At 50.1% G+C, this 22012-nt stretch carries 21 protein-coding genes and 1 pseudogene; 6 read left to right on the top strand and 16 right to left on the bottom strand.

Going from position 1 to position 22012, the window contains the following annotated elements; translation table 11 throughout:
- Positions 1 to 22: 22 nt before the first annotated feature.
- Positions 23 to 1012, bottom strand: coding sequence for a C40 family peptidase (locus tag NST23_RS09645; protein ID WP_122964159.1), 990 nt, complete (start codon positions 1010 to 1012; stop codon positions 23 to 25).
- Between the two features lie 233 nt (positions 1013 to 1245).
- A complete protein-coding gene (locus NST23_RS09640; RefSeq protein ID WP_254223384.1) occupies positions 1246 to 2436 on the bottom strand; it encodes a UDP-N-acetylmuramoyl-tripeptide--D-alanyl-D-alanine ligase in 1191 nt (396 codons plus the stop codon).
- Positions 2437 to 2586: 150 nt separating this feature from the next.
- Here NST23_RS09640 and NST23_RS09635 point away from each other — a divergent pair, with 150 nt between their 5' ends.
- Positions 2587 to 3654, top strand: coding sequence for a CapA family protein (locus NST23_RS09635; RefSeq protein ID WP_242771977.1), 1068 nt, complete (start codon positions 2587 to 2589; stop codon positions 3652 to 3654).
- Positions 3655 to 3959: 305 nt separating this feature from the next.
- On the opposite strand, the gene NST23_RS09630 is transcribed toward NST23_RS09635, so the two are convergent.
- The 4 genes from NST23_RS09630 to NST23_RS09615 form a co-directional block, all read right to left on the bottom strand.
- Complete coding sequence (locus NST23_RS09630; protein ID WP_122964162.1) at positions 3960 to 4505, bottom strand: CarD family transcriptional regulator; 546 nt, start codon at positions 4503 to 4505, stop codon at positions 3960 to 3962.
- A gap of 171 nt (positions 4506 to 4676) precedes the next feature.
- Complete coding sequence (locus NST23_RS09625; protein WP_122964163.1) at positions 4677 to 5144, bottom strand: DMT family transporter; 468 nt, start codon at positions 5142 to 5144, stop codon at positions 4677 to 4679.
- 13 nt (positions 5145 to 5157) lie between these two features.
- The gene (locus NST23_RS09620; RefSeq protein WP_122964164.1) at positions 5158 to 5856 is read right to left on the bottom strand and encodes a Crp/Fnr family transcriptional regulator; all 699 of its coding nucleotides are present in this window, start codon (positions 5854 to 5856) and stop codon (positions 5158 to 5160) included.
- Positions 5857 to 5904: 48 nt separating this feature from the next.
- Positions 5905 to 6330 carry a DMT family transporter gene (locus NST23_RS09615; RefSeq protein WP_122964298.1) on the bottom strand — a complete coding sequence of 142 codons (426 nt, stop codon included), beginning with the start codon at positions 6328 to 6330 and terminating at the stop codon, positions 5905 to 5907.
- Between the two features lie 569 nt (positions 6331 to 6899).
- Here NST23_RS09615 and NST23_RS09610 point away from each other — a divergent pair.
- A complete protein-coding gene (locus NST23_RS09610) occupies positions 6900 to 7313 on the top strand; it encodes a hypothetical protein (protein WP_173598603.1) in 414 nt (137 codons plus the stop codon).
- Positions 7314 to 7404: 91 nt separating this feature from the next.
- Positions 7405 to 8256 carry a hypothetical protein gene (locus tag NST23_RS09605; protein ID WP_340963595.1) on the top strand — a complete coding sequence of 284 codons (852 nt, stop codon included), beginning with the start codon at positions 7405 to 7407 and terminating at the stop codon, positions 8254 to 8256.
- Between the two features lie 513 nt (positions 8257 to 8769).
- On the opposite strand, the gene NST23_RS09600 is transcribed toward NST23_RS09605, so the two are convergent.
- Entirely contained in the window at positions 8770 to 9183 is a 414-nt protein-coding gene (locus NST23_RS09600) for a hypothetical protein (protein ID WP_173597444.1), read from the bottom strand.
- Between the two features lie 391 nt (positions 9184 to 9574).
- Here NST23_RS09600 and NST23_RS09595 point away from each other — a divergent pair, with 391 nt between their 5' ends.
- Positions 9575 to 10174 carry a hypothetical protein gene (locus NST23_RS09595; protein WP_122964167.1) on the top strand — a complete coding sequence of 200 codons (600 nt, stop codon included), beginning with the start codon at positions 9575 to 9577 and terminating at the stop codon, positions 10172 to 10174.
- 497 nt (positions 10175 to 10671) lie between these two features.
- Here NST23_RS09595 and NST23_RS09590 read toward each other — a convergent pair whose 3' ends face one another.
- From NST23_RS09590 to NST23_RS09555, 8 genes are all read right to left on the bottom strand, one after another.
- A complete protein-coding gene (locus NST23_RS09590) occupies positions 10672 to 11889 on the bottom strand; it encodes an IS256 family transposase (RefSeq protein WP_173600261.1) in 1218 nt (405 codons plus the stop codon).
- Between the two features lie 211 nt (positions 11890 to 12100).
- Entirely contained in the window at positions 12101 to 12811 is a 711-nt protein-coding gene (gene sigK / locus NST23_RS09585; protein ID WP_122964168.1) for an RNA polymerase sporulation sigma factor SigK, read from the bottom strand.
- 129 nt (positions 12812 to 12940) lie between these two features.
- A complete protein-coding gene (locus NST23_RS09580; RefSeq protein WP_122964169.1) occupies positions 12941 to 13348 on the bottom strand; it encodes a DUF4183 domain-containing protein in 408 nt (135 codons plus the stop codon).
- An 86-nt stretch (positions 13349 to 13434) separates the two neighbouring features.
- Positions 13435 to 13719 carry a DUF4183 domain-containing protein gene (locus NST23_RS09575; RefSeq protein ID WP_122964170.1) on the bottom strand — a complete coding sequence of 95 codons (285 nt, stop codon included), beginning with the start codon at positions 13717 to 13719 and terminating at the stop codon, positions 13435 to 13437.
- Between the two features lie 277 nt (positions 13720 to 13996).
- Complete coding sequence (locus tag NST23_RS09570; RefSeq protein WP_340963593.1) at positions 13997 to 14416, bottom strand: immunity 22 family protein; 420 nt, start codon at positions 14414 to 14416, stop codon at positions 13997 to 13999.
- Between the two features lie 36 nt (positions 14417 to 14452).
- On the bottom strand, positions 14453 to 15769 hold the full coding sequence (locus NST23_RS09565; RefSeq protein WP_340963590.1) for an SMI1/KNR4 family protein: 1317 nt from the start codon (positions 15767 to 15769) through the stop codon (positions 14453 to 14455).
- Between the two features lie 240 nt (positions 15770 to 16009).
- On the bottom strand, positions 16010 to 16576 hold the full coding sequence (locus NST23_RS09560) for a GNAT family N-acetyltransferase (protein ID WP_122964173.1): 567 nt from the start codon (positions 16574 to 16576) through the stop codon (positions 16010 to 16012).
- A 212-nt stretch (positions 16577 to 16788) separates the two neighbouring features.
- On the bottom strand, positions 16789 to 17853 hold the full coding sequence (locus NST23_RS09555) for an HD-GYP domain-containing protein (RefSeq protein ID WP_122964174.1): 1065 nt from the start codon (positions 17851 to 17853) through the stop codon (positions 16789 to 16791).
- A 170-nt stretch (positions 17854 to 18023) separates the two neighbouring features.
- Here NST23_RS09555 and NST23_RS09550 point away from each other — a divergent pair.
- Positions 18024 to 18335, top strand: a pseudogene (locus NST23_RS09550) (Mov34/MPN/PAD-1 family protein); the annotation flags it as partial.
- A 91-nt stretch (positions 18336 to 18426) separates the two neighbouring features.
- On the opposite strand, the gene NST23_RS09545 reads toward NST23_RS09550, so the two are convergent.
- Positions 18427 to 20256, bottom strand: coding sequence for a peptidoglycan D,D-transpeptidase FtsI family protein (locus NST23_RS09545; RefSeq protein ID WP_340963589.1), 1830 nt, complete (start codon positions 20254 to 20256; stop codon positions 18427 to 18429).
- Positions 20257 to 20642: 386 nt separating this feature from the next.
- On the opposite strand from NST23_RS09545, the gene NST23_RS09540 reads away from it, so the two are divergent.
- Positions 20643 to 22004: a S1 family peptidase gene (locus NST23_RS09540; RefSeq protein WP_280649188.1), complete on the top strand. Its 1362-nt coding sequence runs from the start codon at positions 20643 to 20645 to the stop codon at positions 22002 to 22004.
- Positions 22005 to 22012 lie beyond the last annotated feature (8 nt).

Raw genomic sequence — 22012 nt, 5'->3', positions numbered from 1 at the left:
AATCGCACCGTCGCTGACTGTATTAATAAGGCCGTCCACCCATAATGAATCGGTATTCCCAATGCGTATTTTTGAAGTCGGTCACTTTCACTCCGCCGGATTCTTTCGAAAACGTATGCAGCAGCTTGTTGTCGCCCATGTAGATGCCTACGTGGGTAATGCTCTGCTTCGGCACATTGATTCCTTTGTAATCGGATTCCTTGTAGCCTTTATACGCCATGAAGAAAACGAGGTCGCCTTTTTTCAGCTTGTTGATATCCGTGGTGTACGTGCCATTTTTTTTCACAAAGTCGGCTTGCGAACGCGCCCCCCCATTGCCCATGTCGATATCGGCACCATCGCGGTACGCCCACATCGTAAATTCGGAGCAATCCATCGTCTTTTTGTTGGAACGGGTCGAGCTGTATTCATAAGGTGTGCCCAAATATTTTTTGCCTGCCGCAATCACGTTATCTGCGATCTCGCCAGAGTTGGAGCCTTCCTCCTGGCCTGGGTCCGGAGTCGGGGTCGTGCCTGTCCCGTTGTCCAAAACGGCAATTCGGCGCGCACCTACCAACTTTTTCGTATAATCGCTGACGTTTTTCAAAACGACTGCGTCTTCGCCCTGCGAAGAGTATATGTACTGGTCATTTCCGATATAGATGCCCATGAAGCTCGGCTTTCCTTTCCCATTCGAGGAAAAGAACAGCAAGTCTCCTGGCTCGATTTTGTCGGCAGAGACGGCCTCTCCCGCCTTGTACAGCTCATCAATCGTGTCGTCGATGGTCAGCCCGGCTTTTTTGTACACATAAGTGGCCAAGCCTGCTGAACCGAATGAGTTGGGTCCTACTGCCCCGTACTTGTAGTCTTTGCCGAGCAACGATTGTGTCAGCTTGACAATTTCCTCCGCTTTCACAGAAGATTGTGAATCCACAGTCTTAGCTGCTGCCTGTCCACCTTCCGCGAACAGAAGCAGGGATGTACTTAGCATGACGGCGACAGTCGACTTTTGCAACCAATCTCGTTTCGTCATTCGTTCTCCTCCTGGCTGTGTTTTTCCCAACAGATTGGGTACAAACCCACTTTACTGGAAAAAGCGTATGCGTATAAGTCTGTAAATCTTTCCAATTGAGGATTTGATTACATAGTCGGATGACCATAGCCCTAGCTTTTGCCCGCTTCGGAATCACTCGCCCCTCTCTTCGCTCTCACGGCAAAAAGGCCCTTGTCCGCTTTTGGGACAAACGCCTGCCCGGTTCTGTTTGGTTACGCCTGCTTTCGATTCGGCAGTTTTCTGCGCGGGAGTTTGCTGCCCGCTGTCACCTTGCGCAAAAACTCCACCGTTTCTCCCATTTTCAGCTTGTGGGAGCCTTTGACCAGTATGGTAGTGTCCGGTTTCACGCGTTTGGCGAGACTGCGGTGCAAGACTTCCTTGTTTGCGCAATGCATCACCCGCTCTGCCGGAAAGCCTGCGCGAATGGCCGCACGCGCGATATGGCGGGCACTGCTGCCGAACGTATACAAGTAGTCTACATTTTTGCTGCTCAAATACTGCCCGACTTCTTCATGTCCCTGTACTTCGTATTTGCCCATCTCCAGCATGCTCGCCAAAACAGCTACTTTTGTACCGTGTTCAGACTGGCTGAGGACGTCGATTGCCGCCTTGGCTGCATCCGGGTTGGAGCTGTAGGTGTCGTCGAGAACTTGCACGTTGTTGTTCAGGCGATAGCAGACCAGTCGTTTTTTTTGCGGCTGAAATTGGCGCAATCCTTGCCGGATATCCGCGAGCGGTATGCCGAGCGTGTGCGCCACGGCGATCGCTGCCAAAGCATTGTACACGTTATGTCCTCCCAGCGTCGGGATGAAAAACGCCTCGCTTTGCTGTCCGATCTGGCAGACAAAAGAGATTCCGTCTGCCTCCATCACGATGTGCTCCGCCCGATAATCAGCTTCCTGCTCGATCCCGAACGTGACGAATCTGCCAGCAAAGCTTCCTCTGAAAGGCTGCCCGGCAAATCGGCGGGAGTAAGGACAGTCCCGATTGATAAACACGGTTCCTGTCGGCTTCATGTTGCGAATCAGCTCCGATTTTGCCATCGCGAGGCGCCCTGCCTTGCCTTCAAAGTTGCCAATGTGCGCCGTGCCAATATTCGTAATCACGCCCATGTTCGGTTGAATGATCCGGCAATGCTGTTGAATGTGCCCGCTTCGCAAGATTCCAAACTCAAGCACAGCCGCCTCGTGCTCGTCCCGCAAGCGTTTGACATGCGCTCGCGTATTGCCGAGAAAATTTTTGTTGTACATCGACCGATACGTGGACATACGTCTATTCAAGATCGCGAAGATCATTTCTTTTGTCGTTGTTTTTCCCGCGCTCCCTGTGACTGCGATCACTGGCTTGTTCAGAATCAGCGTTTTTTGCGGCCTGGTTTTTCCTGCCTTTTTCTTCACTGACAATCCCCCCTCTGCCTCCCTCTCCCAATCAGCTTTCCTATTGTATGAGCGGCTGAGACAGCCTGTATAGACCGTCATCTATGAAAACGTTCCGCTTCTATCCAAAACAAGCAGACAACTTTTGGAATAGAGTAGATGGGAGAGGTGAAGCCAATGAACAAGAAAGTCACGATCGCCGCAGTAGGCGATATTCTCATGTGGAAGAATCAAGTGGCTTGCGCCAAGCTGGCTTCAGCCGATCAATATTCCTTTGCCGATATGTTCGCCCCTGTTGCTCCGCTTTTGACAAATGCCGATCTGACCATCGGCAATCTGGAGACGACCTTTTCCGGAAAGAGTCAACCTTATCAGATCGGCTCGGCGCGCACAGGCTACCCCAGATTCAATTGTCCTGACGAGCTGGCGCGCGATCTCAAACAAGTCGGCTTCGACCTTTTGACGACCGTAAACAACCACTGTCTGGACGGAGGGCCAAACGGACTTTTCCGCACACTGGACGTGCTGGATCGCCACAAGCTCGCTCACACAGGCACGTACCGCTCCTTGCAAGACTCGACCGTCCCTTTGATCCAGGAAGTAAACGGAATCCGCATCGCTGTGCTCGCCTACACATACGGCACGAACAAGCAGGTCATTCCCGATCACATGCCGTGGCTGGTCAATCTCATCATGCGCGATGCCATTTTGCGCGACATCGCTTCCGTTCGCCCGCTCGTCGACCTCGTGATCGTCTCGCTGCACTTCGGCGTGGAGTTCCGCTACACCCCGACCGCCAATCAGCGTCTGCTCGTACAAAGCTTGCTCGACCACGGAGCAGATGTCATTCTCGGCGCGCATCCTCACGTCTTGCAGCCTGTCGTCACACCGAGCGCCACCCTGGCAACTGGAGAGACAAAACGCACACTGGTCGCCTACTCGCTGGGGAATTTCACTTCGGAAAAAATGCTCAGCTTCGATCAATCGCAAATCGGTGCCATTCTGCGCTTTTCTGTAGAAAAGGAGGCAGAGGGTCGGGTATCCATCGGGCGAATATCCGTCATTCCCACCTATTGCCAACGTTATACGTATGGCGGGCGCGTCCGTTTTCGCGTCGTTCCCATACGCTCCTATTTGAGGCGTCCCGACATCCACCTCCCGCTCATGCAGCGAAAAAAACTGCGCCTGATGTGGGACCGCGCTGTTCGCATCATCGGCCGGAAGCCAGGCATTTTGATCGAGTAGGAGGGAGCGTTTCGTCCTTGCTCCCTCTGTTTTTTATAGCTTTGATAGCATGGAAAAATGGAGAAAAAGCAAAATATTCAGAAGAGACATCCGAACGGTCTGAGCTGAATCTATAGCCAAGGAAGACATCATACCAGCAATGGGCTGATCAATAGTCATGTGCGGAGTATGCCCGTTTTGCCAGCCGACTGGAATACAATCTGGTTCGCTCGTCCGTGTCCAAAAGCGGCTAGTTCTTTCTTCCCACCATGAAAAAAGGGGTGCGACTGCCAATGGCAATCACACCCTTTTCTATTTGCGTTCGATTACAGCACGCACTTTTGATAGCCTGCCGCCGTCTGCTCGGAGGCCCCCTCGTCTGCTTTGCTCGGCTCTGTCGCCAACACTTGTTTCAAAATCTGGGTGGCCCGCTCCAAATCCAGACCTTTGACCAGCGCAATTTCGCTGCTTATCAGCTGTTGGGCATTATCGAGCATCAGCTTGTCGCTCGTTCCCAATATTTTCCCTTTGCTGATCACCCATAAATCCCGAACCACTTCCGCGTGCTCATGAATATCGCCACGCTTCATTTTTTCCGTGTTCAGCTTGAATCGCTGTGCCGCATTCAGCGCGGAGTCAGGGCTCCTTTCTTGCATCGCTGCCAACACATTGTCCAAAATGTCGGCATCTACAATCATCCGAATCCCCAGCGCGGACATCTTTTCAACGGGGACCATGATATTTAACTCTCTTTGCAGCATATGGAGCACATAATAGAGGTGCTTCTCACCCAGAAACTCTTTTTCCTCCATGGCGTCAATTACGCCTGCCCCGTGCATCGGGTAAAAAATCTTGTCTCCAACCTGAAACATACGTCCACCTCCTACAATGCGATCTTCTCCATTATAACACAGTTATTGATTTTAAAATTTTTAATTTTATCATGCACATTTATTTTAAGTCAATATCTTCTTTTGGATAAAAATACATAAACTTTTGTGAACAAGCCAGACAGACGAAAAAGCCAGGGACGGTCTACCGACTCACGTCGCTTTCGACCATTCCTGGCTCTTTTTTTGCCCGCCCCATTTGAACACGAGCATGCCAACGATCACAACCAGTACACCGCTTAGCTGCTTCCATGTAAAAGGAACTTGGGTCAGCCCCATCCATCCCAACGAATCCCACAGCAGGGCAAAACTGAGCTGCGAGGTCAACGCGATGGAAACGGCAAGCGTCGGGCCCAGCAGGCGGATTCCTTGTACCAGGCAAGTGACCACTCCCACCCCGATCAGCCCGCTAAACCAGTACCACGGCTGCATGTTGCGCCATTCCCACAGCTTTTCCCCCTCAAACAAAAGACCGCACACGAGCGAGGCCAAAAACCCCATCCCCAGCACCAAAGTCGTCGTCGTCCACGACCCAGCCCGCTCGTTGACCTTGCTGTTGAAAACATTTTGCAAGCTGACCAGTGAGCCGGCCACGATCGCGAGAACAAGTCCTGCAAGCATCGTATTCCCCCTCCTACGCGTATAAATGCGGATTGGCTACTTTTTGCAAGCCTTGTCTGTCTTTGATCAACAAATGCGTCTTCTCGCGCTCGACCAATCCAGCTTGACGAAACTGCTGAAGAACGCGATTCACGTGGCGAGAGCTGGTGCCGATCAGGTTGGCTGCGTCGGACAGGCTCGCCGAGCTTACTTGTCCTCTGAGGCTAGAATCCCCGTCCTCAAAGCACACCGACAACAAATAACTCGCCAGTCGCACTTCTACCGGGTACAGCAAGTTGAAGCTTAAATCGTTCGACTTGACGGTAAATTTTTTCGTAATAATCTCCAGCAAAAAGTGTAAAAACGGCGCATGATTGCTCGCGTATTTTCTCAGGAAACGGAAAGGCACGGCAAGCAGCACAGACGGTGCTACCGCCTCAACGGTGTTCATTGTCTCCATTTCCCGCACGTATTCAATATCCCCGATCACCTCAAGCGGCGTCTTGAACGACAGGATCAGCGTCTTGCCTTCCTGCGAGTTTGTAAATATTTTCAGCTTCCCGCTCACCAGCACATAAAGCGTGTCCGCGCTCGCTCCCTGGGAACAAATAAGCTCTCCTCGCTCCAAATAGCAAAGCGTCATATGCGCCTGCAGCTCCTCGGGGAAAACCGTTTCCAGCTGATACGCCTGCAAATAATGGTTTTGCTCTTCACGATCTTGCGTTACTCGCATGACTGGCTCTTCCCCCGCTTTCTGCTCTCTATCCCCTTGATGATCCGATCAAGCTTTTAGTATGACCACTCCTGCGATCATCAAGCCGATTCCGACCACGTGCGGCCACGTTACCTGCTGTTTCTTCACTCCAAACCAGCCCTTGCTGTCGATGAGAAACGTCAACCCAAGCTGTGCTATCAGCAGCGTCGAAATCGTCAGTGTCACTCCGATCTGTTGGATCGCAAAGACATTGCCGAAAATAATGACGGCGGCAAAAGCACCGCCAAACCGATACAGCGGCTTCACTTGCCGCAGTGCCTGCCAGTTTGCCCTTCGGCTGGCGAGCAGCACGAAAAGAGCGGCGACAAAGCCCGTCAACTGAGTCAATGTCGCGGCTTGCCACGTTCCGATGTCGTAGCTGATCCGGGCGTTTGCCACTCCTTGCAAAGTGAGGAATGCCCCTGCGAAAAATGCAAAAAGGATGCCTTTCAATTCCCTCTCCCCCATTCCCTCCTTCATTAAAAAACAGATGCAGGCTTGCAGGGAAGGACATATGTCCTGAAAAAGAAAGAACCCTCGGATTGATCCTGAAGGCTGTCGATGTTGGTTTAGGAAAAGCGGTTGAGAGGGCCGAACTTGCCGCTGCATTTCCCCTTTGATCGGTTACTGCTCCCGATTCCCGTTCCCGGTTTGAACGTCACTTGCAACTTGCAGCTTACAGTTCGTCCCCTGCTGGATACGAGCGGATTGCAGCTCGCCACGGGCTTGTTATCCAACTCCTCACGGGCGTTTTTGCCTAAATTTTAGCATTTTAACCAAAAACCCGTTACTTTTTTCCTGTTCATACGACATACTCAATGTATGCCATTTGTAAAAACATAGGAGGAAGTATGAACAGGAAAAAGACCATCTTGGCACATGGCTTGGCCCTCACGCTGAAGTCGCGGCAACACCTGGCTTTGCCGCAGCTGGACACAACTGCTTTGCCCACATTTTAAGCCGTAAGTTTTGCGCACAACACTCAGGAGGAGATTCTTATTTCTACACGTAAACGGTTGTTCATGTATATTGTTTTTCTGATCATTGCGGTGTTCATGCTCGATGTTATTCTGTACTGCGAGCAGCTGTTGAAAGAAGAGGCGGCGCTTACTTTCGAACGCTTACCGTTTCTCCTGTTCACCACTTTATACCCTGTTCTCATCGGGCTGGTTTTTGCCCTGCCGACCTTTATCCAGACATGCGTGACAAAAGGAAGCTGGACATTCGATTGGCTGCCTTTTACCGTGCTCGGCATTCCTGCTCTTCTCATCGATCTGATTTTTCTCGTTTACTTTTATCCCGTAGGAATAGATGTGCCGCTGTCTTTCTTCGCTGAATACGGAAGCCAGGCTTCGATTATTTGCGGTCTGGCGTTTGGCTATCTTGCTTTGTCTTGCTGGAAAAAGAAAGCGGCGGCGGCTGTTTTGTCTCTGTAGACAGTGTTTCGTCAGAATCGCTTCGGTTCAAGAGTCTATGAATCGAAGCGATTCCGCTCTTCCCTATCCCCTGGAGCAAAGGAGACGAAACATGAACCGTCTGGATTTGATCTCGTATGTTTTTCCTAACAAGCATGCTGCTGAAAAAGAATGGTGCTCCTACTTTTCCCAATTGCTAAAAGAGGTTCCCCACTTCCGAGAAGCTGACCAGCTCCGTCCTTTGTTTTCCGGCTCGGCAATGCCGGCAACAGATTTTCGCACGGGAGATGCAGCATTTCCCGCCATCGTGTTTCATTCGCCAAAAGCGTTTAAGCTGAAAGTGGCAGATTTGCTTATTTCCGATCGCAAATCTGCGGGTATCGAGCTGGCAAGTTTGAACCGTTTGCACGCGGAGCTACCCCAGACGCAGGAACAGTCTGCTGGCATCGACATTTCCCAGCTATATCATCAACTGAAAGGCAGGCTGACAGGAGTCGATCATACGGGAGTCAACATCCCGGTTACGCTCATGCCACGTCCAGAATGGGATAAGTTCCTCGCCACGCTTTCCACCGTTTGCAACTTGTACCGCTACCCGGATGAAGACTGGCCGTTCATTATCCCGGCGGAAGCGGAGGAACATGCGACAAACATCACGGATTTCTCGGTGAAACGAACGCCGAAGTTCGAACTGGTCTACGATTCGTATACCGCCAAGCCGCTTTTTCAGTTTGCCTTGGAAACAAATATATCGCGCGAAGAAATGGAGGCGCTATTTCCCGCCCCCAACGGATTTGCCATACCGGGACTGGAAGAGATTTTTCGCTGCGTCGCCATCAAAAGCCCGTGGGATCATGGGCTGGGCTTCCGCTTTGATTTGTACTACAAAGCGGAAGGAAAGGGGCTGTCCGATTGGGAGACGGGCGAATGGCTCATAAAAAACGGCGGAAGAATCCGCGGGTAAGATTTTGGCAGACCAGAGGGTTGGGCTTCTGGTCTGTTTGCTTTGTGTGGTAATGCTTGCCGTTTTCAGCCAGTAGGGTACGTTGCATTGAAAACATATGAATTGTTTTTTCGTTGAAAGCACAAAAGTGGACAGCCGTCCACCAATGCGGATCACGAATATTTACAGATCACTCCACGTCTAGAGAACCGTTATAGACGGCCTTCCTGTTTAAAATCTTTGACTAATTTCCGCAGCAGGCTCCCCATCCCACTCCCTATTAGGGATGTCATCAGATTAACGATGAGAAATGAAACAGTCCAGGATAGTTCCAGATATTTTATAAATAAAACTCCTGCTATCGCATTGGCGAATAACAAAACTAACAAATGCAGCTTCGGCCACACAAAACGTAAAAAGCCGCTGAGAATTATCGATAGCAGGTGAAATACGATCATTTTCGAGCCGATTATTATGAAAAATTCCATGTAACCACCTCTTTGCTCTCTAGCTCTCGCTCACCTGACTGGCAGATCATCTCATTTTCCTTTCCAATGCACGTATTTTCTTCATTGCCTCTTCATCCGCGGTGGCAGAGTAATACTTACCGTTTATTTCCACAATCAAATAATTGATTGCATACTGTTTACTGTCAAGTGGAACAATCACGACAGCATCCTCGTAAGACCCTAATAGATTGTTGGAAGTATAGGCATCATACTCGCTCATTTCCCCTGTTATTTGAATCGTAGGAAGCAGATCATCGAATAGGGCGTCAATCTCCGTCAGTGCCGCTGGAGCCCACTCCACTACAGCAGAGCTACTCTGAAAATCTACCAGGTCTTTCTCCCCATGCAAAATGTCGTGTTGTGCCTGGAACGGGATGCTTTTCTGGTCAGAATTGCAAGCGGCTAAAATCAGAAGACAAACGAATACGAGCTTTTTCACTTTATACCTCCTCCCCTTTTACAAATCCAGCTTACAATATTCCCCAAAAAACCGCCAAATCTTGATCGATTCCAGCCTGAACGGCACAGCGTCCGCCACTTCGCCAGTCGCTGCCATGAGTACGTCAATCAGCGTAATTTCGTTCCCCTCTTTATCTGTACCGCTTTTGTCAGCCTACGCAGGTGCATTAGGACTTCGATTTAAATGTCTTATTCGCTGCATCGTTACCATTCGTTGGAAGTCATCTCCCAATCTTTCATGAAAAATCTTTAACAGAACTTCCACACTCACAAACTTATGACATTTTATTCATAAAATAAAACTGTATACGATTGGAAAAATATGGTATATTCAAACAGATGTTACCGATAGGAGAGGCAGGGGAATCACTATGTTCAAAAACAGTGTTTTTTCAGCATTAGGCGTAGCGTTATTTGCTACCATCCTGACATCCCAGGTTCAAGCCGCAGAAGTAAACTTGCCGGCAAACGATGGCAAAAGTGCGCCAACTACCGTTCGTTGGCAGGCAGACTCCTCATTTGCTGCTAAAGCGAAAGGATGGAGTTCCGAGGAGAAATGGATCAAAAAATCTTCTGCTGTCCCGCAAGGTTGGGTCGTCATTCGCGAAGATCTCGGTTCAAAACTGATCAAAAATACAGCAGGCGCGCCCTTTGGCGCGGAATTGCGAGTCAGCAAATACTCTCCCGTTCCGGTAGGATGGGTCGTTTTGCGAGATGAACTGGCTGGCAGGACGATCAAATGTACAACAGGGGCTTCTTATCGTCAGGAGTTCACTGTGACCAAGTTCTCTCCGATTCCAACCGGCTGGGTTGTCCTGCGCGAGAACTATGACAGCAAAACAATCATGAATGCCAACGGCGCTCCTTATGGAACCGTACTGCTTGTGAGCAAATATTCACCGATTCCGGCAGGATGGGTTTACAATGGCCAACAGGTTACTGGCATGTACATTAAAAACATGAATAAATAGAAAACAATTCTGATCAAGCATATCAGAGAAAAAGAACTGATGGATCAAGTATTACTGGCCATCCGTTCTTTTTTTATCTTTCTATCTATCTGCGATCTGTAGTCTTTTTAGACGGTGACTAATTCTCTGCAAAAAAGCCAATGATGCCGGAAATTCCGAAAGTAAAACTGCAAAGAGGGGTTTGCTCAGTTGCCAAAAGATGTTGCAAAGATGAAGGACAGGCTTGCGTTATTGGCGGCTGGAGAGCGAGGAAGATGAAAGACAACCGTGCATAGGCGAGGCAAACGAACAAGCGGAGGTGCCTGATTCGATTATCGGGAATGTAAATTTTTTTGTGTAAATGGGTTTTTAACGGGTGGACAGTTACGTCAACGGCTTTACATGGAGTGGCGGGCATGATAGGCTCGCTTGCCATGCGATGCATATTTTACTGGCATCGCCCAATCGCAAGAAATCATGCCCGCAGAGGCTCCATGTCAAGCCGACTCAACAGTTGATTATGCGGACAGTTCCCCTTGCAATCGATCTCCAAAATGGATGGCAAGTTGCGATATACATTCTTTCCAACTCCGAAGCGGCATAGTCCATTTCTTCGATGCCTCAACGGTAGCCAGATAGATGATTTTCCGTAGAGCATCGTCGGATGGATAAGCCGTTTTTGTCTTTGTGACCTTACGGAGTTGCCGATGATAGCCCTCGATGATATTCGTCGTATAAATCATCTTGCGTATCTCTGGGGGATAGCTGAAATAGGCGGTCAGTTCGAGCCAGTTGTTTTCCCAGGAGCGAATAATGATGGGGTACTTCTTTCCCCACTTGTCTTTGAACGTAGAAAAAGCAGTCTCAGCTTCTTCTAACGTAAGGGCTTGATAGACTTTCTTTAAATCTGCCAAGACTAACTTTTCTTCTTTGAACGGAACATATTTCATAGAGTTACGAATCTGGTGGATGACGCACAGTTGAATTTGGGTTTTCGGAAAAGCAGCATGGATCGCCTCAGAAAACCCTGAAAGACCGTCCTTGCAGGCGATGAGAATGTCTTCTACACCACGGCTTTTCAGCTCTGTACACACATTGAGCCAGAAGCTTGCACTTTCGTGCTCGCCGATCCAAATGCCCAAAATGTCCTTATGACCAGACATAGTAATGCCAAGAACGCTGTATGCTGCTTTGTTAACGATACGATTCTCTTGCCGAACTTTGAAGTGAATGGCATCAAGAAACACGATCGGATAGACTCGATCAAGTGGTCTACATTGCCATTCTGCCACCATCGGCATAATCTTGTCGGTTACTTTACTGACCATCGTAGGAGACACGTCGATCCCATACAGATCCTTCATGTGTTCTTCAATATCGCGAGTAGACATACCTTTGGCGTAGAGTGCGATGATTTGCTCCTCCAAGCCATTTGTGGTTGTTTCATGCTTCTTCACAATGTGAGGTTCAAATTCGCCGTTGCGATCACGGGGGACACGAATTTCTGTATTGCCGAACTTTGTTTTCAGCGTCTTTTTGCTATACCCATTCCGACTATTTCCTGAATGATCACCATCGGCACTATGTTTGGCATAGCCCAAATGGTCATCCATTTCTGCTTCAAACAACTGCTGGATGGTGTCACGGAACAAATCTTTTAGCATGATGTGCACGTCCTCGATGGTTCGGCAATCCTTCGCTAACTCCTTGATGGTCATGTCTCTCTTGTCTTGCATAAATGATCATCTCCTTAATGGGAAGTTTAACCATTTACACAAAACTTTTTACGCTCTCCGATTATCTCTTAGCTTTGGTAAAAAAGCACCGCTCCAAAAGCGCCCACTCTCCTCCACTCCAAACAAAAATACCCGCAAGCCGGACACCTTTCTCCCTGTGTCCAGCTTGCGGGCGAACGCACCTATTTGCTTTCCCCGCTCGACAATCCATTCAGCGATTTTGCGTCTGCTTCGTCCGGTAAAACTCATTGAACAGCTTCATCAGCGCCCGCTTCTCGATGCGGGATACGTATGAGCGAGAAATCCCCAACTCGCGGGCAATTTCGCGCTGTGTCTTTTCTTTGTCCTGATCCAGACCAAACCTGCCGATGATGACTTCTTTTTCGCGCTCATCGAGAATATGGATGTGCTGATAAATCTTGTTTGATTCCAGTTTGAGCTGCACAGCATCGACCACTTCGTCGGTTTCTGTGCCGAGCACGTCGATCAGCGTAATTTCGTTCCCTTCTTTATCGGTCCCAATCGGATCGTGCAGGGAAACGTCTTTTTTCGTTTTTTTCAGGCTTCGCAAATGCATCAAGATTTCATTTTCAATACAACGCGCTGCATACGTAGCCAGCTTGGTGCCCTTTTCCACCTGGTAGCTCTCGATTGCCTTGATGAGGCCGATCGTGCCGATGGAAATCAGGTCTTCACTGTCTTCTCCGGTGTTTTCAAACTTCTTCACAATATGCGCCACCAGCCGCAAATTGTGCTCGATCAGCTTGTTGCGGGCATACGGGTCGCCTTTTGCCATGAGGCGGAGGTACTTTTCTTCTTCCGTATCCTGAAGAGGCTGGGGAAACGCATTGTTCTTGACATAAGCAACAAACATAACCAGTTCTTTAAACACAAGGGAAAGCGCCGCAATGATGCTGGACATGGCTGCCACCTCCACGTCTATATAGCTTACTCCTATCCTTATGTGGGCGAATACCCAGATGTGCAAGTACCACCCGAAAACAGCTGTTGTATGTTGCGGGGCTTGCTTCTGCTCTCCAGCCTGTGTGCTTCAGGATGTCGTGATCTGGATGAACTGCAAAATGATCGGGGCGCCCTGCGCAGGCACTTCGCTCAAAACCAAAACTCCGGGCTGAACCAAGTAGCTATTGGGAGGCTGCAAAATGCCATTGATAAACAAGTTGACGATGGACACGGTTTGCTGCCCGATAATCCCCGAAGTGCTGAGCTGCGGCGTGGCGTCAGCATCTGTATACATATTTTTTTGTCCGTCTGAAAACGTCGTGTATTGGTAGATCGTGGTCGCAAGCAAGCCAGGAGTGCACGGACAAGGAGGACAGGTTGGGCACGGCTGACCGGGGAAAATGTCCGGGCAGCCATATGGCGGCATGACTTGCGAACGCACATTGACCGTATAAATTCGCTGCCCTCCGCTTCGCTGTATGTTTCTATGCTGCAAAACGATTCACTCCTCTCTTGCGCTGGAATGGGATTACCCCAGGCATGTACAATCGCCTGGGGCCTCCCTTGAACTTGTTTGTTCTTTTAGTTGACGACAAACTCAACCAAGACAGATACACCATCGTTTTCAGCGTCTCCGTCAGGAATCGTCAGCGTGGATGTGGTGACAGTAGACGTGCCTCCTGGCTGCAAAACACCGTTGATATAGAGGTTGTAGTAGGCAAAAGTGGATGGGAATGCTGTCGCAGCAGTACCCGCGTCCGTGCTGAATGCTGTTGCCGCAATCGCAAAAGTCGCTCCTGTGCCTGTTCCTGCTCCAATTGTCGAGTTGAAGCGCAGAGACGTCATGAATGGTTTGATGATTGGCATGTACACCAACTCCTCGTGAAAAGTAGTAAGGATGAACCTTACATTACATATCAAATGAAGGAATCGGCTTTCCCGAAACGGACAAACATCATTTGGGAGAAAGCATATTTTCTTGGTGGCTCCCGCTGCCTTTATGCTAGAAATCTATCCTTGTCTGATAGCAAAGCCGTGCTCCAACCTGCCAACCTGGATGGAAAATGATTATGCAGCGTCTCGTCAACAACTACTGACGGAGTAATCAAAAAAAGCGTCCACTTCCCACGGACGCCTTTCCCCTTCAAGCCTCATATTCAATTTTCGCCAGTAGCTTCACTCGCGCACGCTCTGCCTCTGGTTCGTCTGCGAGTGAAAACAGCTCTTCATTAACCGTGCCGTAAGCCGTTTGTTGCCCGTACAACAGCAGCACGGTCGGGTAGCCAGTCAATTCCTCGGAAAACGCAGCTGGCAGCTTCTCGGCAAAAATTTCCCCATCCGAAACGCACTCCTGTCGCAAATACTCCAAAAAATCTGCTCGCTCCTCTGCCTTCGCCACGGCGTGTACTTCAAAAAAGTCTTCATCTACCCATGTGAGTCCTGTCGCTTTCATAAATTCCGATGGATACATGTCACCATCTTCCGTATATACAGGCTCCAGAAAAGCTTGCAGTTCATCCTCTGTATGCAAGTCTGTTCCCCATACCACCACGACATGCTTCATGGACACCTCATCTCCTTTTCTTACTGACTCATCGGTTTACCGTGCATGCTCACCATAGGCAGCACGAATGCGCTCGACCCGCTCCCGTTCCTTGCGCAAAACGGCCTTCTCCGCTGCCAAGTCCAATAAGCTGCCCAGCTTTGTCCAACCCGGCTCGCCTGTTGGAACATCCCCCTTGTCCAGCATCCGCCCCCAAGCCATGAGCGCAATCTGGCGCTGTGCCTCACTGCCTGCCAGCCAATGTGCGAGATCATGCCATTCGGGAGCAGAAACGGCAAACAGCTTGTCCCATCCTTCGAGCGGGTACGCCGCATATGCTTCCATCCAGGCGATGACTTCCCTGGCACGAAAATGCTTGAGACGGCCATAGGCTGTATAGCCGCTCATCGCCTCGCTGTTCGCCTCGTTGTCCAGCTCGGCCAGCACCAGCGGCAAGCCTTCCTCTTTTGGCAGGCAAGCCGCTGACAAGTACGCCCGCTGGACATCTGAAACAAGCTTTTCCTGCCCAGCTGATTCCCACAGCGAGCGAACCCAATTCGCCGCCTTCGTCCCCAACGTTTCAACCAGCAGTTGGCACCATGGCTCTTTTGCAGCAAAGTTCGGCGCCTGGCTGATTTTCGCCACCCAAGCCTGCTGGACGACTTTTGCTTCATACGAATCGAACGCTTTTCGCACACGCTCATCGTCTGCGCCATGCAAGGCAGCGTACTCGACGAGCTGCGCAAAATCGGTTGCTGCGGTTTCCAGCGTCAGCTCCCGGTACGTTTGCAGCCATTTTTTCCAGCGAACCGCATTTTCCCCATGCACATCGAGTCCATCTGCGCCAGCAAAAGGCTCGTAATTCCACACTTCCGCTCCAATACAGCCCAGCTCGGTCACCCGCTCGACAAACGCTGTGAAGCTGTGCCCGAGCAAAATATATTCGTCTGTCTCATGCCCCCAGGCGTAAACAGGCGGATCGTCCGCGCATGCTCGCAAATCCAAGAGCAACATGTCGCCATTGCCGCCGACGCGGAAGCAAAGGTACTGTCGCTCGTCGGCGCTTTCGTCGTCGTGACCGAAATAAGGCCACTCCAAACTGTCCAGGCTCCAGCCGATATCCCCGCCGAGGGAAAATGGCTCGACGGTCCTAGTAGGAAGCGACCAGTATATTTGAACTTCGCTTGTCCCTTCCAGAAACAGACGTCGAAGCGCAAGCGGCAGACTGATCCCCAGCCGCTGCTCTGCTTCGTCCACTTGCCACGGCTGCGCAGGATCAGCGATGATCAGCGGCCAGGTGTGCGCGCCCTGCCTGTCCATATCCGCGATCAGCGCTCTCCACGCAGAAACCCATTTTTCTATTTGTTGGCGCATAGCTACAGCGCTCCTTCCACTCTGCTCGTTTATCACAATCCTTCTTTTTTCATTGTTGCGAATATAGCTCGCGACTTTCAACCTTCTAAAGAACCATTTTTATCCAACATATACACCAAAACACCGCTTCTGCGTTCACGCTGGGCTAACGTTTACGTAAAAGTCCCTCCCCCCAGCCGACACCACAAAAAAACGCCTCTCCCGGACCTGTCATCGCTGGCCCGAGAGAAACGTTTGTCGCTACACCGTCACTAATACGCTTTTTACCATATGGCGGAATTGATGTCCGCTCACCGTCACATTCCCGTCCTGACGATAGCCCATTGATTCGTAGAGTTGACGGGCACGCGGGTTTTCCTCGTCTACCAAAAGGGCGATGCGGTCGTGTTTGCGCCGGATTGCCTCTTCTTCGAATGCCGAAAGCAGCATTTTTCCGATTCCTTTGCCGCGCTGATCGGCCCGAACGGCGACCGAGTCCAAATAAAATTCATCGTCGCGCGCTTCCTTCACCAGCGTGGGCGCAACTCCTGTCCGCTTTTGAACATACTCGACAAACGGGCGATCCAGCTGCTCTGTCTGACTGCCGTGGTAGAAAAGCGCTACGCCGACCGGCACGCCTTCACGCATGGCGATAACCGCATTTTCATAGCTGAGCCGATTGCCTTTTTGGGCAAAAAACTGCTCCAGCAGCAAGAGCGCTTCTTCCTGCTCTGTCGCTCCGGTCAATGTGTGGGCGATGTCGCCAATCGCTTCATAAATCAGCGGTGCCGCAAAAGCTGCATCTTGAGGTTCCGCTTTACGTATCATGTTACTCTCTCCCTGCATGTAAGCGTCCACCCGTCATCTCCAATCGGAAAATCGTCCGTGGACACGTTTTTTTGTTGCCTGTACGATCATGCTTCCGCTTTATTGTGTCACACTTTACACCCAAGGTCGAGCAACCGGGACATCCGTCACAAATTGGCAACAAAGAAACCGCTCTCATAAACGAGAGCGGTCGCAGTCGCATCAAAGCGGCTCTATCCAATCATCTTTTCGATCGTCAGCTTGCGCTCGTAGCGCAAATCGAGAAACTCCCCGCTGCGCCGCACCAATGGCCGCATCGGCTCGTCCTGGTGAATCAGGATCACTTCGACTTCTTCGCCGCTGCTCAGGCGCGCTCTCGCTCCGACGTACAGCAAGGCAATGTAACGCACGAACACAGAGACTATTTCAATACTCAACAGCCCGTTGCAAGCTTCTTTCCATAAAAGCTGCGCCGCTTCGAAAGGCGAGGTGCGGCCTTTGTACACCCGATCCGAGCAGATGGCGTCGAACATGTCGGCAACCGCCAACACCTGGCAGTCCAAAGGAATCTCATGGCCTTTGCGCTGCTCAGGATAGCCGGAGCCGTCCAGTCGCTCATGATGGAGCAGGGCGCACAAGGCAAGCCGCTCTGATCCGCCTTCCATCTCCTTGATCATTTCGTAGCCGTATGTCGTATGTTTTTTCATAATCGCGAACTCTTCGTCTGTCAGCTTGCCCGGCTTTAACAAAATTTCTGTCGGGATGCGCATTTTCCCCACATCATGCAAGAAGCCAGCCGTTCCCATAAACGTCACCTGCTGCTCGTCCCATTTCAGCAAACGGGCAATTAGCGAACAGAGAATGCCTACGTTCAACGAATGCCGATATGTATAACTGTCCGCCCCTTCCAGGACGTAAAGGGAGCGAAAAAGCCCCAAATCCTTCGTGGACTTTTCCAGTACATTCTCAAAAACTTGCGAAAACTGATCCAAACTGGCTACTTTCCCCTGCTTGAGCTGATCGAAAATCAACCTCGTCTGATCCAAAGCCTGTACATAGGCGGCAACCGTTTCCCCGTCCGCCTCCAATTGGAATAATTGCGTAGTGACATGCTCTCCAGTTCCCTCTGACCATGTTCGTACGATGTTGACTTCCCGTACGCGCTGTTTCAGGAGAATGTGCACATGTGCAGCTGTTATGGTCGTATTCTTCCCCAGCAGCAGTACACCGCTATCCGAGTAAAGGTCATCTGCTAGTTCTTGCCCAATCAGAGTGTGATCAACGGGGGCCGTAGGCATACAATCAACCTTTCCAGTCATGTCTTTTTCTAAATTATAGAAAGGAAGGAGGAGAGTTACAATCTTTTTTTCGACAATTGACATGATTTCCTGAGCGGGACCTTCTGCCGCCTGCGCACATACGATATAGAGCGAATGCTAGCGGTGAACTCAAGGAGGGACCTCGTTTCATGACAACACTGTACATCACGCCAAAGGCATGGAGGCAGATCGAGCAGGCTGTACGAAAAAAACCCTCGGTGGAAACAGGAGGGGTAATGATGGGGTATCCGCTCGGTGATGAAAAGTGGGTCGTGACATTTGCCAGCGACCCTGGGCCACGAGCGATTCACCAGCCCAATTCGATCTTTTTCGACGATGACTATCTCAAACGGCTCGTTCGCAAAATGAGCAGAAACAGCCAGTCGCAATACATCGGGGATTGGCACAGCCACACGATCAAGCGCCTGTCTCCAAGCAAAGGAGACAAACGGACGATCTGGACAAAAGCTTCGCAATCCATGTACATGTCTTCCTCGCCGCTCATGCTGATTGTCGGGCTGGGCAAGCGCAACCAGCTTCAGGCGCGCGGCTTCATTCTCGGGAATACGCTCCAGGAGGTCGGGAAGATCGAGCTGTATAATCGGCAAGTTCATCGACCGCACGCCGAAAAAGCTCCAGTGCCTGGTTCTTCCCCCAGCTTGGCTGGTTCTCTGATACCACACAGATCGCAAAGCGCGGTTGTTCCAAAGGAGCGTAACCGACGAACCAAAGGTGATTTTTGGCATCGGTTGTACTCCCTGTCTGCGCGGTCCCGCTCTTCCCGGCCACCTGCCAGGAAGAGTTCAGCAGCATCTGGCCGGTCCCATCTGTGACGACCTTGCGCATCATTTTTCGCAGCTTGCTGGCTGTCACGTAGTCGATGCCGTCGGCCGCAAGCTTTTGCTCCGGAAACGAGTAAAAAGACTGACCGTTCCGGTAGGCGATTTCCTTGACCAGACGCGCCTGCGCGGGTTCACCTCCGCGCAGGATCGTCACCATCAAATTCGCTGCCTGCAACGGCGTTATCCGCACATCGCGCTGGCCGATGGCGCTTTGGATCAGCACGCCTTCGTCATTGTGGGACACGCCCTCGGCAAATACACGCCCGCTTTCTTCGCCATCGAGCTGCTTGAAACCATCGAGCTTGAACAAGTGGGCCGTAGCGTGCCCAACCTCTGTCGTCAAACCCAGTCGGCGGGCGTATTCCGCAAGCTTTTCCCCGCCGACCCTTTTCGCAACCTCGGCAAAAGCGATATTGCACGACTGCGCATACGCCTCTTCCAACGTGACGCTGCCGTGCCCCTCTTTTTTCCAGCAAGAAAAATGGTACTTGCCATACTCTCCGCTGCATGTAAACCGATCGGTCGTGGAAACGACACCCTCTGCCAGAGCGGCGGCAGCGACTACCGTCTTGAAGACGGAACCTGGCGGCAACTGTTTGAACGCTCTGTTTTTCCACTCCGTCGCAAGCCCGCTCACATTCGTCTGGTCGTAGGCCGGGCGACTGACAGCCGCGATGATATCGGCATTTTGCGCATCCAGAACAATCAAGCTGCCTTCCCGAAGCCCGACCTGCTCAGCCGCTGCTTCCATGCGCCGCTGAATGTCCACATCGAGCGTAGTGGACAACGACAGCGGATAGTATTGGTTGCTTGGCTTCGTATAGCGAATATCGAGACCACGCAGCGGCTTTCCTTGACCGTCCACATAGTAGGACAAGACAGATGGCTCCACACCTTGCAAAAAGCGGTCGAAGCTCCGCTCCAGACCAGACGCGCCCACGGTCGATTCGGCGTTCATTTTGCCGTTTGCCCACTCATCGGGATACAGGGCCTCGACCATGCCGGGGTTTTTATGAATAAAGCCGATGAGGTGCTTCGCTACTTCTTCCGTGCGATAGCGCTCTGTCACCGCCAGCGCCACCACGCCCGGTATCGCCAGCGCGTTGATCTCCTCTGCCTGCTGTTTGGTTAGCTCGATCAGCTTGCCTGCGTCATTGCGCAAAAGCTGCGGCACCTTCGCCTGCTCCATCGCCCGCGACAATCGCTCACTCGGCTGTCCGGTGATCTTCGCCAGTCTGACAAGCCCATCTGTGCCTTCCATGCTCCCACGAGCGAGCGGAAACAAGATCAGCGCCAAATGCTCCACGCCCGTGAACGCATAGCCTCCCCGATCCAAAATATCTCCGCGCCCGCTGTGCAGCACGATACTTTGCTGCCGCTGCTTCACCGAGGCTTTCACCAAGTCGATCCCGCGTCTGGAAAAGCGGTGAGGCGCTCCGAGCTGTATCCACCACAGACGGGCGATCAGCCCCAGCCAGACAAGCGACATCACCATCAGCACCAAAAAATGCCGTCTTTTGATTCGGCGATCCAGTTGCATGAAGCTTCCCCTCCTCGCCCTTTTCTTCCCAGTATTGCCAGAATAGCCGGGCGAAAAACGATCCGGTGCGAAAACTTGACACTCCAAGCGGCTTGTGCTGATGGTGCATTTGTTCCACAAAAATTCTAAGCACACTACCGTTTTCTCGTGCCCAATGTTTAAGGCTAGCATCATTTTCATTGGCAAATATCCAATTCATTACACGTGATAGGCAGCATTTCGGTTCGTGAACCAAATGAAAGATGGTTTTATTTAAATGAAAATATAAAGTGTTTAAAACTCAAATAATGTAAAAAAATGAAATTTTATCAATTAATATGAAATGAGGTTTTTTAACCTAAAAAATGTTATAATTTACCATTATCATACAAAAGAGGTAAGAACTAATGAAGAAACTAGGAGCGTCACTTTTGGTCGCAGCACTATTAGCTACCACAGTAACTACATTCTCAATTCCGGCAACGTCAACATTGGCAGCACAAAAACACAGCCCAGAGATACAGCAATATCTCGAGTCTAATGATGCACTCAAGGAAAGTGAAAGATTTAGAGAGGAAATAGGCTTGTCCTCCAATACTAAAAACTTAAAAGCATTGTCCAAAGACTCTCAAAATTTCTCAGAAAAATATGGGGTATTTCTCACGAAAAAAGAGGAAAAAGAGCTAGATGCAAGGCTAGAGGAACAAAAAAAGCTCATTCCGCCAATCAAGGACTTCATTGCAGAAAATCTGCAAGAAGAATTTGCTAGCATGTATATTGATCAAAAACTAGGGGGCATAGTTCGTATTGGATTTAAAACTGGATCTGAAGAAAAGGTCAAAAAATTTGAGGAAGAACTGAAGAACCTTTATTCAAAAGACATGCTTGAGTTATACTACACAGATTATACTGAACAGCAACTGGATGAAATTGCAGAGTCTGTATCCGAAAAAAGGGATGTATTAGCACAGCGGGGACTGGATATTTCTTCTGTCAGTGTTAATATTCCTGAACAAAAAATTGATATTGGAGTAAAGAAAAAGACCGCTGCTTCCAGAAGTCTTCTTTTAGATTCAGTCATTGTTAGTGATTTAGATCTAGGCGTTGATGGCAATCTCATTAATATATTTGAAGAAGATGTGCATGAAGTTCAAGCTAGCCCATCCAGTAAATTCAGGCCAATTCAAGCCGGTTTAAGGATTACTAATGTGGAGACGGGTGGTAACTGCACATCTGCATTCTCTGCTCAAATTGGAACAGATTCTTATGTGCTTACTGCTGGTCATTGTGTCGAGTCTACTGGAGATAAATTCTCTCAAGGCGGGGAGAGATTTGGTAGAGTTGAGGATTATAACTTCGGGGGAAATGTTGATGCTGCAATCATTAAGTTAGATGAAGGATCTGATGACGCCACTTATTATCTTTTTGGTAACGATAAGTCAAAATTAAATAACATTGATGAGGTTCAAAAAACAAAAAATGAAACAGTTGGAGATGCCGTATGCATTTCTGGTGCTACAACAAGAAGCGTCAAATGCGGGACATTAGAATCAAAGAATTGGAGTGGCTACCTAACCACCAGTGACGGTAAAGTTTACTTTACAGGCTTGAGACAAGCGTCATATTCAAGCCAGAGTGGGGATAGTGGCGCTCCAATCTTTCTAGGGGGTACAGCTATAGGCATTCATAACGCAGGGGATGGTATTTACACTCATATAACTAGAGCTGTTAATCATTTTGATATTGATGACATCTATATTGGAGACTAAGATATTTT

Source organism: Brevibacillus sp. FSL K6-0770, assembly GCF_038000275.1.
GTDB lineage: Bacteria > Bacillota > Bacilli > Brevibacillales > Brevibacillaceae > Brevibacillus > Brevibacillus parabrevis.
Note: the sequence above shows the minus strand (reverse complement) of the source record. Positions and strands in the feature narration are given on the sequence as shown.

What these genes read in the sequence shown, in the direction of transcription:
- NST23_RS09645 (WP_122964159.1), bottom strand. Translation starts at nt 1,012, where the DNA reads ATGACGAAACGAGATTGGTTGCAAAAGTCGACTGTCGCCGTCATGCTA.
- NST23_RS09635 (WP_242771977.1), top strand. Translation starts at nt 2,587, where the DNA reads ATGAACAAGAAAGTCACGATCGCCGCAGTAGGCGATATTCTCATGTGG.
- NST23_RS09630 (WP_122964162.1), bottom strand. Translation starts at nt 4,505, where the DNA reads ATGTTTCAGGTTGGAGACAAGATTTTTTACCCGATGCACGGGGCAGGC.
- NST23_RS09625 (WP_122964163.1), bottom strand. Translation starts at nt 5,144, where the DNA reads ATGCTTGCAGGACTTGTTCTCGCGATCGTGGCCGGCTCACTGGTCAGC.
- NST23_RS09620 (WP_122964164.1), bottom strand. Translation starts at nt 5,856, where the DNA reads ATGCGAGTAACGCAAGATCGTGAAGAGCAAAACCATTATTTGCAGGCG.
- NST23_RS09610 (WP_173598603.1), top strand. Translation starts at nt 6,900, where the DNA reads ATGTATATTGTTTTTCTGATCATTGCGGTGTTCATGCTCGATGTTATT.
- NST23_RS09605 (WP_340963595.1), top strand. Translation starts at nt 7,405, where the DNA reads ATGAACCGTCTGGATTTGATCTCGTATGTTTTTCCTAACAAGCATGCT.
- NST23_RS09595 (WP_122964167.1), top strand. Translation starts at nt 9,575, where the DNA reads ATGTTCAAAAACAGTGTTTTTTCAGCATTAGGCGTAGCGTTATTTGCT.
- NST23_RS09590 (WP_173600261.1), bottom strand. Translation starts at nt 11,889, where the DNA reads ATGCAAGACAAGAGAGACATGACCATCAAGGAGTTAGCGAAGGATTGC.
- sigK (WP_122964168.1), bottom strand. Translation starts at nt 12,811, where the DNA reads ATGTCCAGCATCATTGCGGCGCTTTCCCTTGTGTTTAAAGAACTGGTT.
- NST23_RS09575 (WP_122964170.1), bottom strand. Translation starts at nt 13,719, where the DNA reads ATGCCAATCATCAAACCATTCATGACGTCTCTGCGCTTCAACTCGACA.
- NST23_RS09570 (WP_340963593.1), bottom strand. Translation starts at nt 14,416, where the DNA reads ATGAAGCATGTCGTGGTGGTATGGGGAACAGACTTGCATACAGAGGAT.
- NST23_RS09565 (WP_340963590.1), bottom strand. Translation starts at nt 15,769, where the DNA reads ATGCGCCAACAAATAGAAAAATGGGTTTCTGCGTGGAGAGCGCTGATC.
- NST23_RS09560 (WP_122964173.1), bottom strand. Translation starts at nt 16,576, where the DNA reads ATGATACGTAAAGCGGAACCTCAAGATGCAGCTTTTGCGGCACCGCTG.
- NST23_RS09555 (WP_122964174.1), bottom strand. Translation starts at nt 17,853, where the DNA reads ATGCCTACGGCCCCCGTTGATCACACTCTGATTGGGCAAGAACTAGCA.
- NST23_RS09545 (WP_340963589.1), bottom strand. Translation starts at nt 20,256, where the DNA reads ATGCAACTGGATCGCCGAATCAAAAGACGGCATTTTTTGGTGCTGATG.
- NST23_RS09540 (WP_280649188.1), top strand. Translation starts at nt 20,643, where the DNA reads ATGAAGAAACTAGGAGCGTCACTTTTGGTCGCAGCACTATTAGCTACC.